Source organism: Polynucleobacter sp. es-GGE-1, from assembly GCF_018882005.1.
GTDB lineage: Bacteria > Pseudomonadota > Gammaproteobacteria > Burkholderiales > Burkholderiaceae > Polynucleobacter.
The window spans coordinates 21,934-38,214 of the sequence record NZ_JACVPE010000005.1 but is presented as its reverse complement, the minus strand read 5'-3'; the positions used below and the strand labels follow the sequence as shown (position 1 = coordinate 38,214).

Below are 16,281 nucleotides of genomic sequence, written 5' to 3'. Positions count from 1 at the left end.
GCGACTAAGTTAGGTGACTAAGTGAGGCGACTAAGCAGTCATGAAAATGGCTTAAGCAGTTTCCTTCAGCAACTCACGTAGCATGCTGCACATCTGATGAATCTCATCATCGCTCACATTGAGTGCTGGCATAAAGCGTAATAAGTTAGGTCTGGGGGAGTTAATCAATAGGCCTTCAGGGCTACGCTCACGAGCTAAATCAACTAGCTTACCGCCAATATCTTTACCGAGCATGAGGGCGCGCAATAAACCTTCACCACGCTCACCTTCCAGATTAAATTCAGCGCAAAGCTTGAGTAATTCTGATTTGAGTAATTCACCCTTGGCTTTCACGCTCTCTAAAAATCCGGGAGCCAGTAATTGCTCGATGACGCTGATGCCTACCGCAGTCATCAAAGGATTACCGTTATAGGTGCCACCTTGATCGCCAGGCACAAAGCAAGCTACCGCATCAGTCGCCATTAAGGCTGCTAAGGGAACGCCACCACCAATACCTTTACCTAAGGTCATGATGTCTGGCTCGATACCGTATTGCTGATAAGCAAACAAGGTGCCTGTGCGGCCGCAGCCCGCTTGCACTTCATCGGCGATGAGTAGAATATTATTTTCTTTAGTGAACTGGCGTAGTTCACGCATAAATTCTTTCGTGGTGGGAATGACGCCGCCTTCACCTTGAACAGGCTCTAACATCACGGCCACTGTTTTATCCGTCACTAACTTCTTAACAGATTCCAAATCATTCAAATCTGCTTTCGGAAAACCGGCAACTTGTGGTGCAAACATGGTGTCCCAGTTTGGCTTACCAGAGGCGCTCATGGTGGCTATGGTGCGACCATGAAAACTGTGATCAAAGGTGATGATTTCAAAGGCACCATTTTTATTCAGCTGACCCCATTTGCGGGCTAGCTTAATGGCGCCTTCATTGGCTTCGGCGCCACTGTTGGCAAAAAAGACTTTGTTAAAGCAGCTATTAGCAGTCAAGAGGTTGGATAAGCCAATCATCGGCTCGTTATAAAACGCTGGACTGGGGTTAATCAGTTTCTTGGCTTGAGCATTTAGTGCTGCAATCATTCCTGGATTACTATGACCCAAGCAATTTACCGCCCACCCCTGTAAGAAATCTAAATAGCGTTTGCCGTTGTTATCCGTTAGCCATGAGCCAGCACCCTCAACCATCACTACATCTGGGCGTTGAGTAATAAACATGACTGAATGGGTGTCAATAGGGGCTGGAGTGTTCATGCTGGGCTAGGGTAAATAAATAAGGCTAGTGAAGTTTCTATTATCTAACTTTATGGAGATTAGTTTGTGGCTAAATCTGCCGCGCTAGTGAAAGAATCAGCAAAGAATTCTTCCTCAGGCAGATGACATTTGGATGAAAAGTCCTCACGGGCTGCGTTGACCATGACAGGCGCCCCACAGGCGTAGACCTGAAAGTCCTTGAGGCTAGGGTGGTCATCTATGACCGCAAGGTGTACAAAGCCTGTCCGGCCCTGCCACGCATCTTCTGGTAAACCGTCTGAGATCACTGGGATGTATTGGAAATGGGGGATGTCTTGTTCCCAGGTTTTGCATAGATCATGGAGATACAGATCGCTTGGGCGCCTACCGCCCCAATACAGCTTAATCGGGCGATCCATTTTCTTGGCTTGTATTTGTTCAATGATGGATTTAATTGGCGCAAAGCCAGTACCAGCGGCGACAAAAATGATGGGCTTTTTAGAGTCCTCTCTGAGGAAGAAGCTACCCAAGGGTCCCTCGAAACGCAGGATATCTTTTTCTTTTAGTGCTGGCGTTGCAGCCCCAAATACAAAGTCTGTAAATACGCCGCCAGGTAAGTGGCGGATATGCAGTTCTAATGGACCTTCTTGCTCGGGCGCAGTGGCGATCGAATAAGCACGACGTTGCCCGTCTTTTAAAAGAAACTCGAGGTATTGCCCCGCTAAGAACTGGAAGCGTTCAGCAGCTGGAAGTTGCAACTTCAGAATCGCCACATCGTCACTAGGCTTAATGATGGTGTTAACGCGGCAAGGAATCTTCCGAATCGCGATATCGCCTGCGCCTTGGACTTCACGAGCTTCAATGAGTAGATCGGATTGTGGATGAGAGCAGCAAAACAAGATGCCGCCTGCTGTTTCATCGGCTTTGCTTAAAGCGCTCTCGCTGTGTTGATCATGGCTGACTTGACCCTCCAAGACCTTACCTTTACAAGAGCCGCAGGCACCATTTTTGCAGCCATAGGGTAGCTTAATGCCTTGGCGAAGAGCGGCCTCCAGGACGGTTTCATCCTGGGTTACAGTAAATTGTTTGCCGCTCGTTTTGAGCGTGACCTGATGAGACACTCTCATTCCTTTCAATAAATCGTTACGATGTCACTTATGCAATCTTTTGGTAAACCTTCAATCCTGATTATTGGCTGCGGTGACATTGGTCTTCGGGTAGCAAAACAGCTTTCCCGTAGTCATCGAGTTTTTGCACTCACATCTTCGCAAAATCGTTTTCAGGAGTTGAGGGAGGTTGGCGCGACTCCGATGTTGGGGAATCTGGATCATCCAGAAACTTTATGGCGTCTATCCGGTTTAGCTCAAACCGTCATTCATTTAGCGCCACCCCAAAACCAAGGAAATCGTGATTGCCGAACCCGCAACCTATTGAGAATTTTAGCCCAAGGCTCCAATGTCGTCAGGCGCTTGATCTATGTCAGCACCACAGGCGTATATGGCGATCATCGTGGCGCCAAGGTGAGCGAGGCAACCCCCGTTAGCCCTCAGAGTGAGCGAGCCCAGAGAAGAGTAGACGCAGAGCAGGCACTCCGTTTATGGGGGCCAGCACATGGTGTGGCTGTCACCATTTTGCGTGTGCCCGGAATCTATGCGGCTGATCGTTTGCCACTAGAGCGCTTACAGTCTAAAACCCCGGCGCTACTCCCAGAGGAAGATGCTTACTCAAATCATATTCATAGTGATGATCTAGCGCGCTTAGTGTGCGCGGCGGTATATCACGGTAAGCCACAGCGCATTATCAATACCTGCGATGGGAGTGAAACCAAAATGGGCGATTACTTTGATGAAGTGGCTGATGCCTTTGGTTTGGATAGGCCACCACGTATGCCTGCTAGTGAACTGCAACAGATGGTGAGCCCGATGCTGTGGTCATTTATGCGGGAATCGAGACGAGTGACAAATGCTCGATTACATGAGTTGAAAACTCCGCTGCGTTATCCCAGCGTAGCCGATTTTTTGCAGACTACTTCCAAGAATCCTTAAGACCAACTGTGCGATTAAATACAGGCTTGCCAGGTTTGGAGTCTGTTTTATCTGCAACAAAGTAGCCGTGACGTTCAAATTGAAAACGATCTTCAGCTTTCACATCTTTCATGCAAGGCTCTAAGTAAGCTGTTATTGTTTCTTTAGAGTTTGGATTGATGGCATCTAAGAAATTTTTATCGCCACTATCCGGATGTGGATCAGTGAAGAGATGGTCATACAAGCGCACTTCGGTTGGGATTGCTTCTGCAGCGCTAATCCAGTGAATATTACCCTTCACCTTATAGCTATTGGAACCAGCGGTGCCGCTCTTACTGTCTGGGAAGTAGCTCACATTGACTTGCGTGACATTGCCCTGCGCATCCGTCTCAAAACCAGTGCACTCAACAACAAAGCCATGACGTAGGCGCACACGGCTACCAGCTTGATCGCCAATTGGTGGGTAGAGCCTGAAGAAGCCTTTAATCGGTTCTTGCATAAAGTCATCCGCTTCAATCCAGAGTTCGCTGGTGAAGTTGAATTCACGATTGCCCCATTCAGGGTGTTGAGGATGGCGCGGTGCTGAACAAGACTCTTTTGCAGCAGCATCAAAGTTTTCAACTACCAGCTTAAGTGGTTTTAAGACAGCTGTTGCGCGTGGTGCTCTTGCTTCGAGGTCATCACGCAAGGCTTGATCGAGCGTGCTCATATCAATCCAGCTATCGGCTTTTGAGACACCAATCCGTTCACAGAACAGACGAATACTTTCTGGGGTGTAACCACGACGACGGATACCAACAATGGTTGGCATCCGTGGATCATCCCAGCCATCAACCTGTTTTTCTTCAACGAGCTGTAATAACTTACGCTTGCTAGTAATGGTGTAAGTTAAATTGAGTCGGGCAAATTCATATTGGTGAGGCACGGGATCTTTAAAGACACCCAATTCTTTAAGTGAATTCACGATCCAGTCATACAGTGGACGATTGTTCTCAAATTCGAGTGTGCAAATCGAGTGAGAGACACTCTCCAGCGCATCGGAGATGCAATGCGTGAAGTCATATAGTGGATAGATGCACCATTTGCTTCCGGTACGATGGTGATCAGTATGGCGAATACGGTAGACCACAGGATCACGCATCACGATATTGGGATGCGCCATATCAATTTTGAGACGCAGAACATGTTCACCATCCTTGAACTTGCCATCGCGCATTTCGCGAAAGAGGGTCAGATTTTCTTCAGGGCTACGCTCACGATAGGGACTATTTTTTCCAGCTTGTCCAAAGTTGCCACGATTGGTATGAATATCATCCGCACTTTGGCTATCGACATACGCTTTGCCATTCTGAATCAGAATCTCTGCAAACTCATACAGTCGATCAAAGTAATCGCTGGCATGATAAAGATGTGTGCCCCAATCAAATCCAAGCCACTTCACTGCATCCAGAATACTGTCAGCGTATTCAACATCTTCTTTAACGGGGTTGGTGTCATCTAGGCGCATATTGCAACGCGCACCACCAGCTTGATGGTTGTAATCGGCAGCTAAGCCAAAGTTGAGGCAAATACTTTTAGCATGACCAATATGCAAATACCCGTTTGGCTCTGGTGGAAAACGAGTGATGATCGATGGGATAGGCTCGCCCGCTAAATTCGTACGCTGTGAAAAAGCACCGCTGGCTAAGTCATGATCGATGATCTGACGTAAAAAGTTAGAAGGCTCGGCGACTGCGCCGGCAACGACTTTAGAGGGTTTGCTATCTTGGGACATAGCCACATTGTAGAGAAAACCCCCGCATCATAAAGAAAAAGCCCGCAAACTGCTGCGGGCTCGTTTCTGTAAGGTCTAAGACAATCAGTCTTCGACGAATGCCTCTTCGCGGGTCTTCTTCACTGCTGGCAAAGCCACGATCACGACTAAGAGGGCTGCTGCAATCAGCAATCCTAAGGAGAGTGGGCGAGTGACAAAGGTTGTGAAATCACCGCGCGACAAGAGTAGCGCACGACGGAAATTCTCTTCCATCATCGGTCCAAGCACAAAGCCCAAGAGTAATGGAGGGGGTTCGCAACCGAGTTTGAAAAAGAGGTAACCAATCAAGCCAAAGCCTGCGGTGACATACACGTCAAACACCGTATTGTTCACGGTGTATACACCGATACAGCAGAACACCAAGATCGCTGGGTAGAGGAAGCGATAAGGAATCTTCAAGAGCTTTACCCAGATACCAATCAAAGGCAAGTTCAAGAGAATCAGCATCACGTTACCAATCCACATGGATGCAATCAGACCCCAGAACAAAGCTGGGTTGCTGGTCATTACTTGTGGACCTGGTTGAATGTTATGAATTGTCATCGCACCAACCATCAAGGCCATCACCGCATTTGGTGGAATACCTAATGTGAGTAATGGAATGAAGGAGGTTTGAGCAGCTGCGTTATTCGCTGCTTCTGGACCAGCAACACCCTCAATCGCACCTTTACCAAACTCATGGCTGTACTTGGAAGATTTCTTCTCGACAGAGTAAGCACCGAATGCGGCTAGAGCTGCGCCACCACCGGGCAGAATGCCTAAGATCGAACCAATCGTTGTACCGCGCAAGATCGATGGAATCATGCGCTTCACATCAGTCTTGGTGGGGACCATACTCGTGAGCTTATTAAGGAAGCCTTCGTCATCACCTGTTTTTTCAAGGTTGCCCATGATTTCAGCGAAGCCGAATACGCCCATAGCAACTGCCACAAAGCCAATACCGTCACTCAATTCGGGAATATCAAACGCATAGCGGGATACACCGGAGTTCACGTCAGTACCAATCAAGCCCATCAATAGACCAAGCACGATCATGCCGATTGCCTTGATCAAAGATCCGGATGCCAATACCACTGCACCAATTAAACCCAAGACCATGAGGGAGAAGTATTCAGCAGGTCCAAACTTAAAGGCAAGCTGTGAGAGTGGCGCAGCAAAAGCAGCCAACACCAAAGTTGCGACGCAACCCGCAAAGAATGAACCCATGCCAGCGGTAAACAAGGCAACACCTGCTCGGCCATTGCGGGCCATTTGGTAGCCGTCAATCGCCGTCACCACTGAGGACGTCTCCCCTGGGATGTTGAGCAAAATCGCAGTGGTTGAGCCACCATATTGTGAGCCGTAGTAAATACCGGCCAACATGATCAATGCGGCAATGGGAGGCAAGGCATACGTTGCTGGCAAGAGCATCGCAATCGTAGCGATCGGACCAAGTCCAGGCAAAACACCAATGAGGGTTCCTAAGATACAGCCAATCAGGCAGTACAAAAGATTCTGTAAGGTAAATGCGGTTTCAAAACCGAGACCTAAGTTAGCAAATAAATCCATTTTTCAGAGTCCCGTTTCGTTATTGTTGTAGGAAGACAGGCAGGAGTGGGAACTGAAGTTTCAAGCCCACTACAAACACGGAATAAGTGAAAGTCACTAAGAATGCTGCATTAATAGCAGTGCCTTTCCAGGTGAATTCTTTGCTGGCACTGGCAGATACGAATACCAAAACCACTACGGCAACTAAGAAGCCCATTCTTGGAAGCAAAAGTCCGTACAAGACAACCGCACCCGTAATTTGAGCAATGATCTTCCAGTTGAATTTCGGAATGGATTCGATGGCAGCTTTTGCGTTGAATGCTTTAACGGCGACCAGTAAACCTAGCAAAATCATCAATATGCCCAAGTAGAAGGGGAAGTAGCCAGGACCCATTTTGGCGGCAGTTCCCATGGGGTAATTTCTAGCCACAATGGTAAAGAAGAGGCCGATGACCATATACATGACCCCCGCCCCAAAATCCCGTTGATTGCGAATTTTCAAGTTGCTCTCCTTGTATGTCGACTTAATTGCTAAGGTGCCGATTTATATTAATGTTGTGGGATTGTAAGGCAGGACGAGGGCATATTGCCTAGCTTTTGCCCTAGGCTAGTGCCAATGCGATAATTATTGACATGAAAGTCTCCCAAATTCGCCAGGCTTACCTGGATTTCTTTGCCGAAAAAGGCCACCAAATCGTCACTTCCAGCCCGGTAGTGCCTGGGGATGATCCTACCCTGCTATTTACGAATGCAGGCATGAACCAGTTTAAGTACGTGTTTTTGGGCTTTGATAAGCGCTCCTATCATCGTGCCACGACAGCGCAAAAGTGCATTCGGGCGGGTGGAAAACACAATGACTTGGATAACGTGGGCTATACCGCCCGCCACCATACCTTTTTTGAAATGTTGGGTAATTTCTCATTCGGAGACTATTTCAAAAAAGATGCGATTCAATTTGCTTGGGATTTATTGACCCAAGTATTTAAGCTGCCAAAAGATAGACTGTTAGTTACTGTCTATGCAGAAGATGACGAAGCCTATGCCATCTGGAAAGACCAAATTGGCGTTCCTGCAGATCGCATTATTCGGATTGGGGATAACAAAGGGGCGCGTTACGCTTCCGATAATTTCTGGATGATGGGTGACACCGGCCCTTGTGGACCTTGTACTGAAATTTTTTATGATCACGGTGATCACATTCCAGGTGGCCCTCCTGGCAGTCCAGAGGAAGATGGCGATCGTTTTATCGAAATTTGGAACAACGTGTTCATGCAGTTCAATCGCGATGAGGCAGGCGTCATGCATCCATTGCCTAAGCCTAGCGTCGATACGGGTATGGGCCTTGAGCGCATTGCTGCCGTCTTGCAACACGTGCATTCTAATTATGAAATTGACCTCTTCGTCAACCTACTCAGGGCTTCTAAGGAAGCGGTAGACGCTGCTGGCGGCGAGAACTGTGATGCGGAAAGCCCTTCATTAAAAGTGATTGCTGACCATATTCGGGCTTGTAGTTTTATTGTCGTGGATGGTGTGATTCCCGGTAATGCAGGACGTGGTTATGTCTTGCGTCGTATTGCACGTCGTGCGATTCGGCATGGCTATAAGTTAGGGGCACGTAAACCATTCTTCTATCAACTAGTCCCTGCACTCGTAAAAGAGATGGGCGAGGCCTATCCAGAGTTGCGTGCTGCGCAAGATAAGGTGAGTGAGGTACTCAAGCAAGAAGAAGAACGCTTCTTCCAAACGATTGCCAATGGCATGGAAATTTTGGATGGTGCATTAGCGGGTGGCGCTAAAGTGGTTGACGGTGAAACCGCTTTCCGCTTGCACGACACATTTGGTTTCCCATTAGATTTAACAGCAGATGTTTGTCGCGAACGTGGTGTGACAGTAGACGCCGAAGGTTTTGAAGTCGCTATGCAAAAGCAGCGTGATCAAGCCAGAGCAGCCGGCAAGTTCAAAGTGGCTCAAGGTTTAGATTACAAAGGAAAGCCTACGCAGTTTCACGGCTACGATTCCTTGAAACATGAGGGCGCCAAAGTGACTGCGCTATATATCGATGGCTCTGAAGTTGCCTCAGTAAAAGCAGGCGATGCTGCGGTAATCGTTTTAGACAATACCCCTTTCTACGCTGAATCTGGTGGTCAGGTCGGTGATCAGGGCGAGCTTCGCAATGAGTCTGTCCGTTTTTCAGTAGATGACACCTTCAAGATTCAAGCTGACGTATTCGGTCATCAAGGTGAGGTGCTCGAGGGCGAGCTTAAAGTAGGTGATGCACTCAATGCCTTGGTTGATGTACAGCAAAGAACCGATACGATGCGTAATCACAGTGCAACCCATATTTTGCACAAAGCTCTGCGTGAAGTCTTGGGCGATCATGTGCAACAAAAAGGTTCCTTAGTCGATGCAACTAAAACCCGTTTTGACTTTACGCACAATGCTCCTATAGCGGCTGAACAGATTCGTCGTATTGAAGATATTGTGAATGCAGAGATCTTGGCGAATACAGCTACCTCTGGAAAAGTCATGTCTTTAGATGATGCCCAAAAGACTGGTGCCATGATGCTCTTTGGTGAGAAGTATGGCGATGAAGTCCGTGTTTTAGAAATCGGCAGCTCTAAAGAATTGTGTGGCGGTACTCACGTGTCACGTACTGGCGATATCGGTAGTTTGAAGATTGTTTCTGAAGGCGGGGTTGCTGCTGGTATTCGTCGAGTTGAGGCGGTGACCGGTAGTAATGCACTCCACTTCTTGCAAGGCCTTGAAGACAAAATTAACGAGGCTGCAGCCATCCTCAAAACCCATCCTGGCGATTTAGTGAATCGGGTTGCGCAACTGCAAGATAGCTTGCGTCAGGCTGAGCGCGAATTAGAAAAAGTCAATTCCAAATTAGCCGCTAGCCAAGGCGATGAGCTAGCTGGTCAGGCTATTGACGTCAACGGATTAAAAGTATTAGCTGCTAGATTGGACGACGCCGATGCAGGGGTTCTTCGCGAAACCATGGACGCACTAAAAGCCAAACTCAAAACGGCTGCGATTGTCTTGGCTTCTGTGCAAGGCGATAAGGTTAGCTTGATTGCCGGTGTGACTGCAGATTCGATTGGCAAAGTGAAAGCTGGTGATCTAGTGAACTTTGTTGCGCAGCAGGTTGGCGGCAAAGGTGGCGGTAAGCCAGAGATGGCCATGGCTGGCGGTAACGATCCTACTAAGCTTGGTGCTGCTTTAGATGGTGTTAAAGATTGGGTGGCTAGCAAATGAATGGTGTAGCAAGCATTGTATTTAACGCAGAAGTGGATGCGATTGGCATGAACTGCCCACTGCCGATTTTGCGTACCAAGAAAGCATTGGCAACAATGCAGTCTGGTGAAGTCTTAAAGATCAAGGCAACTGATTCAGGAGCGGCGAGAGATTTTCCAGCCTTTGCGAAGCAAACGGGCAATGAGCTGATTGCTAGCAGTACTGAAGGTGATGTCTTGGTGTTCTTCTTAAAGAGAAGATAAGCAAGGCAAGCAGCCTTAAGTTAAAGAGCGACTCTTTAAGTAGGCTGCAAAATCAGCAGAAACCTCGGGGTGGCGCAATGCAAATTCCACCGACGCTTTGAGATAACCCAACTTGCTACCGCAGTCATAACGCACGCCATCGTATTCATAAGCAAATACTGGCTCTTCCTTAAGCAAGGTTGCAATCGCATCGGTGAGTTGGATCTCGCCACTAGCGCCAGGCTTGAGATTGCGGATGTGTTTGAAGATTTCTGAGGAGAGCACATAACGACCAACCACAGCGAGGTTGGAAGGCGCATCTTGAGGTTGAGGCTTTTCGACAATACCGTTGAGGCGGTAGATGCCCTTGGTCACTTCTGAGCCGGCGACGATACCGTAAGAACTGCTTTTTGCTGGATCAATTTTTTCAACTGCAATGACAGAGCCGTTTTGCTCATTAAAGACTTTGAGCATTTGCTTGAGGACTGGAGGCTGACCATCTAATAAGTCATCAGCCAAAATGATGGCGAAGGGTTCATCCCGAACGAGTTTTTCTGCGCACAATACGGCATGACCTAAACCTAGTGCTTCAGGCTGACGGACGTATATGCAGTCAACATGACTGGGTTTCACGTTACGCACGATGTCTAGTAGCGCTTGTTTATTTTTAGCCTCGAGCTCTGCTTCGAGCTCATACGCTTTATCAAAGTGATCTTCAATGGCACGCTTGCTGCGACCAGTGACAAAAATCATTTCAGTAATGCCAGCGGCAATTGCCTCTTCTACTGCGTATTGAATCAGTGGCTTGTCGACTACATTGAGCATCTCTTTTGGGCTTGCCTTGGTGGCTGGCAAGAAACGGGTACCAAGACCGGCAACAGGGAAGACGGCTTTTGTAACGGCTTTAGTAGTCAATGGCATGGGGTATCCGATCTTTATTGAAGACGCTCTAATTGTGCAACAAGCTTCTCATGATTTTGTTCAAATCCAGCAAGGCGCTGTTTTTCTTGGGCTACAACCTCGGCAGGAGCGCGAGCCACAAAGCTTTCATTTCCCAATTTGCTGCGGGCTTTAGTGATTTCATTAGCAAGGCGTTCAATTTCCTTACCCAGTCGAATACGCTCAGCCGCCACGTCCACTTCGATTTTGAGTAAGAGCTTGATATCGCCAACTAATGCAATTGGTGCGCCAGGCGCATCTTTTTCGAGGGCGGATTCATCGCTATAGATTTTGACTTCAGCGAGCTTGGCTAATGCGAGTAAGTAAGGAGTCGCTTTTTGTAAGAAGGCTTCTGGACCATAAATCCACAGCGGCACTTTTTGCCCTGGGGGCACCTGCATTTCGCCGCGAAGATTTCTGCAGGCATCCACAATCGCTTTCACTTGGGCAACCCACGCTTCACTTTGCTCATCAATCTTTTCAGGCTGAGCAACGGGGTAGTATTGCAAGGCGATGGTTTGCTGACTTTGTTTTGCTAATTCCTTGCCAGACTTTGGTCCAACGGTTTGCCAAAGTGTTTCAGTGATAAACGGAATGAGTGGATGCGCCATACGCAAGATGGTTTCTAGCACGCGTAGCAAGGTTCGACGAGTTGCGCGTTGCTGCGCTGGTGTGCCGGTTTGGAGTTGTACCTTGGCAAGCTCTAGGTACCAATCGCAATACTCATCCCAGACAAATTGATAGATGCTGCTAGCAATATTGTCAAAGCGATAGTTCTGGAAGCCTTTTGCTACCTCGGCTTCCGTTCTCTGTAGTTGGGACACAATCCAGCGGTCTGCTGGTGAGAAATCTAAATAGCCTTCTGGGCCACATTGGTTATCACAAGGCGCTAAGCCATTGTCTTCATCACCACCAGGGCAGTTCATCAGTACAAAACGCGTCGCATTCCAAAGCTTGTTGCAGAAGTTGCGATAGCCTTCGCAGCGCTTCTGGTCAAAGTTAATGTTGCGACCGAGCGAGGCAAGGGATGCAAAAGTAAAACGTAAAGCATCAGTACCAAATGCTGGAATACCTTCCGGAAACTCTTTCTTGGTTTTCTTGCTAATGCTCTCTGCTTGCTTGGGATTCATGAGGCCTGTAGTGCGCTTACCTATTAGGTCTTCAATCTGGATGCCATCGATCAAATCAATTGGATCCAAAGTGTTGCCTTTGGACTTACTCATCTTTTGACCTTCTGCATCACGTACTAAGCCATGAACATAGACGGTATGGAAAGGCACCTTACCGGTGAAGTGGCAAGTCATCATGACCATGCGCGCCACCCAAAAGAAAATGATGTCAAAGCCAGTTACTAATACGGATGATGGCAAGAAGTGATTGAGAGCAGCTGTTTCTTCTGGCCAGCCTAATGAACTAAAGGGCACAAGCGCAGAGCTAAACCAGGTATCCAACACATCTGGATCGCGATTGAGCTTGCCCGTATAGCCTGCAGCAGCAGCCTTCGCTTTGGCCTCATCTTCTGAGCGTGCCACAAAAATCTGTCCATCATCACCATACCAAGCCGGGATTTGATGGCCCCACCAGAGTTGGCGAGAGATACACCAATCTTGAATATTGGCTAACCACTGGGTGTAAGTATTAATCCAGTTTTCTGGAACCAGTTTGATATCACCTTTGGTTACCGCATCCAATGCAGCACCGGCAATCGATGAGCCAGGTTGATATTGGTTATCTGGACTGGGTTTAGACATCGCCACAAACCACTGGTCAGTGAGCATGGGCTCAATAATGGTTTGGGTGCGATCACCACGGGGCACCATCAGTTTATGTGGCTGAACTTTTTCTAATAAACCAGCAGCATCTAAATCGGCCACGATTTGTTTACGAGCAGCAAAGCGCTCCATACCTTGATAGGCGGCAGGAGCATTTTCATTAATCTTGGCATCCAAGGTGAGGATGTTGATGAGCGGTAATTGGTGACGTTGTCCAACTGCGTAGTCATTAAAGTCATGCGCTGGAGTAACCTTCACCACACCAGTGCCAAAGTTCAAATCTACATAGTCATCGGCAATGATCGGAATTTGACGATCACATAAAGGCAAATTCACTGATTTGCCAATGAGGTGTTTGTAGCGTTCATCTTCTGGATTGATCATGACTGCTACGTCACCCAGTAAGGTCTCTGGGCGAGTGGTAGCAACGGTCAAGCGGCCTGAGCCATCAGCTAAGGGATAGTGGATGTGCCACATGGAGCCATCTTCTTCTTCACTCACCACCTCTAAATCAGAGACTGCCGTTCCCAATACAGGATCCCAGTTCACCAAACGCTTGCCGCGATAAATTAAACCTTGTTCATGGAGGCGCACAAACACTTCAACGACTGCTTTGGACATTTTGCTGTCCATCGTGAAATATTCTTTTCCCCAATCAATCGAAGCGCCGAGGCGACGAATTTGACGAGTGATGGTGTTACCAGAAGTTTCTTTCCACTCCCACACCTTTTCTAAAAACTTCTCGCGACCTAAGTCGTGACGTGACACTTTTTGCGCATCGAGTTGCCGTTCAACAACAATTTGAGTGGCAATACCAGCATGGTCGGTTCCTGGAACCCACAAGGTATTGTTGCCAGACATGCGGGCATGACGCACCAAGCCATCCATGATGGTTTGGTTAAAGGCGTGACCCATATGCAGGGTGCCGGTCACATTGGGTGGTGGCAGCTGAATCGAAAAATTGTCTTTGCCCTCATCCATGCTGGCATCAGCAATGCCTCGGCGTTCCCACTCTGGTCCCCAGTAAGCTTCGATTGGGGCGGGTTCATAGGATTTGGCCAGTTCGTCAACTGAACCGGCTGCTGGTGAATTAGGGGTATTTGAGGCGTTTGGCATAAGAGGCAAATTATAATTGGGCTGATGTACTCAGACTTGCTCGCGAACCTCAATCCAGAACAGCGCGAGGCAGTGACCCTCCCGCCTGTTAGCCCAGATGGCCAAGCCCAATCAGCCTTAATTTTGGCTGGCGCTGGTAGCGGTAAGACGCGTGTACTGACAACCCGTATAGCTTGGTTGATCCAGACCGGTCAGGTTTCTCCCATTGGTGTGCTGGCAGTTACCTTTACGAATAAAGCAGCTAAAGAGATGATGGTGCGTTTGAGCGCCATGTTGCCCATCAATACTCGGGGAATGTGGATTGGCACCTTTCATGGTCTTTGTAACCGTTTATTACGAGCTCACCATAAAGAAGCGGGCTTGCCGTCCACCTTCCAGATATTGGATACCCAAGATCAACTTTCAGCGATTAAGCGTCTTTTGAAGGGCTTAAAGGTAGATGATGAAAAGTATCCACCCAAGCAATTGCAGTATTTCATTGCGCATGCCAAAGAGCGCGGTCAACGCGCCAAGGATTTATCGGTAGGCGATGACTTTCAGGCGAAGATGGCGCAACTCTATGCCGCTTATGATGAGCAGTGTCAGCGTGAGGGTGTGGTTGATTTTGCGGAACTACTCTTACGTAGCTATGAATTACTAAAACATAGCGAACCTATTCGTACGCATTATCAAGAACGTTTTCGTCACATCTTGATTGATGAGTTTCAAGATACCAACGCCTTGCAATACGCTTGGCTTAAATTGCTTTCCGGACATGATGCTAGTCGAGTCAATGTGAGTGGCATGGGTAGTAGTTCTGTCTTTGCGGTGGGTGACGATGATCAAAGTATTTATGCCTTCCGTGGTGCCGATGTCGAGAACATGCGCCTCTATGAAAAGCAGTTTCATCCCTTATTGGTCAAGCTCGAGCAAAACTATCGCTCACACGGCCACATTCTCGATACTGCTAATCACCTGATTGCAAATAACTCTGAGCGTCTTGGCAAAAACCTACGGACTGATGCTGGGCATGGCGAGCCAGTCCGTATTTATGAAGCCCCCAGTGATCATGCCGAAGCCGCATGGTTGGTAGATGAAATCAAAGCGCTGATCAATAGTGGGATCAAGCGTACAGAGGTAGCATTATTGTATCGAAGTAATGCACAGTCACGCATTATTGAGCACGCTTTGTTCTCGGCAGCGATTCCTTATCGAGTTTATGGTGGTCTGCGCTTCTTCGAGCGCGCTGAAATTAAACATGCACTTGCTTATCTCCGCTTGCTTGAGAATCCGAACGATGACACCTCATTTTCTCGGGTGGTGAATTTCCCAACCAGGGGAATTGGTGCAAGATCGATTGAAGCCTTACAAGATGCGGCAAGAGCGCAGCAATGTTCTTTGTATTTGGCCGCTTCGTCTCTTGAAGGTAAGGCCGGTGCTTCCTTGGGTAGTTTCATTCGCTTAGTCGATCATATGCGCGAAGCAACCCGTCATAATACCCTGCCTGAAACGGTGGAGTTTGTGATCCAGCACAGTGGCTTGATTCAACATTATTTATCTGAACGCGAAGGACAAGATCGCGTAGAAAACTTACAAGAATTAATCAATGCTGCTACGGCTTTCATTGCGGAAGAAGGCTATGGTCAAGATGCTGCCGCTGCGATGCTGCCTGGTGAAAATGCGCCTGGTGTTGTAGATATTTCTCCTTTGGCTGCGTTTTTATCTCATGCTTCATTAGAGGCGGGTGATAACCAAGCCCAAGCAGGTCAAGATGCCGTGCAATTGATGACAGTGCACTCTGCCAAAGGCTTAGAGTTCACCTCGGTCTTTATTACCGGTCTTGAGGAAGGCTTGTTCCCTCATGAGAACAGCATTAACGAGCACAATGGTCTCGAAGAAGAGCGTCGTTTGATGTATGTGGCAATTACTCGTGCTAAAGAGCGCTTATATTTGTCGCACACCCAATCGCGAATGTTGCATGGTCAGGTACGTTACAACATGCCCTCCCGTTTTTTAGAGGAGCTACCCTCTGACTCACTGAAATGGTTAACGCCTAAAGCAAAAGATGCGCGCTGGGGCGGTAGCTCCAGATCAGGCTCGACTTGGCAAGACGGCTATACCCGTCAACGTGAATATGAGTCTAATGATTTCTTTGATTCCGGCAGCGATCAACAGCGACCTGTGAGGCGGGTAGGCTCAGCTTCAATGGAAGTGAAGCGCTTAGCATCGCCGCCGCGTGGAGATTATCCATTTAAGATTGGACAGAATGTATTTCACACTAAATTTGGTGAAGGTCGTGTGACTGGTTTAGAGGGCGTTGATACAGATGCTCGTGCGCAAGTGAGCTTCAAGCGTCACGGTGTGAAGTGGTTACAACTCAGTATTGCCAAGCTTGCTGCGATTGATTGATG

The 16,281-nt window shown here is 48.0% G+C and carries 11 protein-coding genes; 4 read left to right on the top strand and 7 right to left on the bottom strand.

Going from position 1 to position 16,281, the window contains the following annotated elements:
* Positions 1–51: 51 nt before the first annotated feature.
* Both ICN35_RS04400 and ICN35_RS04395 read right to left on the bottom strand, forming a co-directional pair.
* Positions 52–1,242 carry an acetylornithine transaminase gene (locus ICN35_RS04400; protein WP_216124627.1) on the bottom strand — a complete coding sequence of 397 codons (1,191 nt, stop codon included), beginning with the start codon at positions 1,240–1,242 and terminating at the stop codon, positions 52–54.
* Between the two features lie 59 nt (positions 1,243–1,301).
* Positions 1,302–2,342, bottom strand: coding sequence for a 2Fe-2S iron-sulfur cluster-binding protein (locus ICN35_RS04395; protein ID WP_216124623.1), 1,041 nt, complete (start codon positions 2,340–2,342; stop codon positions 1,302–1,304).
* Positions 2,343–2,369: 27 nt separating this feature from the next.
* Here ICN35_RS04395 and ICN35_RS04390 point away from each other — a divergent pair, with 27 nt between their 5' ends.
* Positions 2,370–3,266: an SDR family oxidoreductase gene (locus ICN35_RS04390; protein WP_251372040.1), complete on the top strand. Its 897-nt coding sequence runs from the start codon at positions 2,370–2,372 to the stop codon at positions 3,264–3,266.
* Here ICN35_RS04390 and ICN35_RS04385 read toward each other — a convergent pair.
* The 3 genes from ICN35_RS04385 to ICN35_RS04375 form a co-directional block, all read right to left on the bottom strand.
* Positions 3,247–5,019 carry a glutamine--tRNA ligase/YqeY domain fusion protein gene (locus ICN35_RS04385; RefSeq protein ID WP_216124619.1) on the bottom strand — a complete coding sequence of 591 codons (1,773 nt, stop codon included), beginning with the start codon at positions 5,017–5,019 and terminating at the stop codon, positions 3,247–3,249. The genes ICN35_RS04390 and ICN35_RS04385 overlap by 20 nt on opposite strands.
* Positions 5,020–5,103: 84 nt before the next feature.
* On the bottom strand, positions 5,104–6,606 hold the full coding sequence (locus ICN35_RS04380) for a tripartite tricarboxylate transporter permease (protein ID WP_215295714.1): 1,503 nt from the start codon (positions 6,604–6,606) through the stop codon (positions 5,104–5,106).
* Positions 6,607–6,625: 19 nt separating this feature from the next.
* Positions 6,626–7,087, bottom strand: coding sequence for a tripartite tricarboxylate transporter TctB family protein (locus ICN35_RS04375; RefSeq protein ID WP_215295713.1), 462 nt, complete (start codon positions 7,085–7,087; stop codon positions 6,626–6,628).
* A gap of 131 nt (positions 7,088–7,218) precedes the next feature.
* On the opposite strand from ICN35_RS04375, the gene alaS reads away from it, so the two are divergent.
* Positions 7,219–9,843: an alanine--tRNA ligase gene (alaS, locus tag ICN35_RS04370; RefSeq protein WP_216124618.1), complete on the top strand. Its 2,625-nt coding sequence runs from the start codon at positions 7,219–7,221 to the stop codon at positions 9,841–9,843.
* Between the two features lie 14 nt (positions 9,844–9,857).
* Entirely contained in the window at positions 9,858–10,085 is a 228-nt protein-coding gene (locus ICN35_RS04365; RefSeq protein WP_216124753.1) for a sulfurtransferase TusA family protein, read from the top strand.
* 15 nt (positions 10,086–10,100) lie between these two features.
* Here ICN35_RS04365 and galU read toward each other — a convergent pair whose 3' ends face one another.
* Both galU and ICN35_RS04355 read right to left on the bottom strand, forming a co-directional pair.
* A complete protein-coding gene (gene galU, locus ICN35_RS04360) occupies positions 10,101–10,985 on the bottom strand; it encodes a UTP--glucose-1-phosphate uridylyltransferase GalU (RefSeq protein WP_216124616.1) in 885 nt (294 codons plus the stop codon).
* Between the two features lie 14 nt (positions 10,986–10,999).
* Positions 11,000–13,891: a valine--tRNA ligase gene (locus tag ICN35_RS04355; RefSeq protein WP_216124613.1), complete on the bottom strand. Its 2,892-nt coding sequence runs from the start codon at positions 13,889–13,891 to the stop codon at positions 11,000–11,002.
* Between the two features lie 24 nt (positions 13,892–13,915).
* Here ICN35_RS04355 and ICN35_RS04350 point away from each other — a divergent pair, with 24 nt between their 5' ends.
* A complete protein-coding gene (locus tag ICN35_RS04350; protein WP_216124604.1) occupies positions 13,916–16,279 on the top strand; it encodes a UvrD-helicase domain-containing protein in 2,364 nt (787 codons plus the stop codon).
* Positions 16,280–16,281 lie beyond the last annotated feature (2 nt).

Excerpts from the sequence above, each read along its gene's own strand:
- ICN35_RS04355 (WP_216124613.1), bottom strand. The coding sequence starts at position 13,891 with ATGCCAAACGCCTCAAATACCCCTAATTCACCAGCAGCCGGTTCAGTT.
- ICN35_RS04390 (WP_251372040.1), top strand. The coding sequence starts at position 2,370 with ATGTCACTTATGCAATCTTTTGGTAAACCTTCAATCCTGATTATTGGC.
- ICN35_RS04380 (WP_215295714.1), bottom strand. The coding sequence starts at position 6,606 with ATGGATTTATTTGCTAACTTAGGTCTCGGTTTTGAAACCGCATTTACC.
- ICN35_RS04385 (WP_216124619.1), bottom strand. The coding sequence starts at position 5,019 with ATGTCCCAAGATAGCAAACCCTCTAAAGTCGTTGCCGGCGCAGTCGCC.
- galU (WP_216124616.1), bottom strand. The coding sequence starts at position 10,985 with ATGCCATTGACTACTAAAGCCGTTACAAAAGCCGTCTTCCCTGTTGCC.
- ICN35_RS04400 (WP_216124627.1), bottom strand. The coding sequence starts at position 1,242 with ATGAACACTCCAGCCCCTATTGACACCCATTCAGTCATGTTTATTACT.
- alaS (WP_216124618.1), top strand. The coding sequence starts at position 7,219 with ATGAAAGTCTCCCAAATTCGCCAGGCTTACCTGGATTTCTTTGCCGAA.
- ICN35_RS04350 (WP_216124604.1), top strand. The coding sequence starts at position 13,916 with ATGTACTCAGACTTGCTCGCGAACCTCAATCCAGAACAGCGCGAGGCA.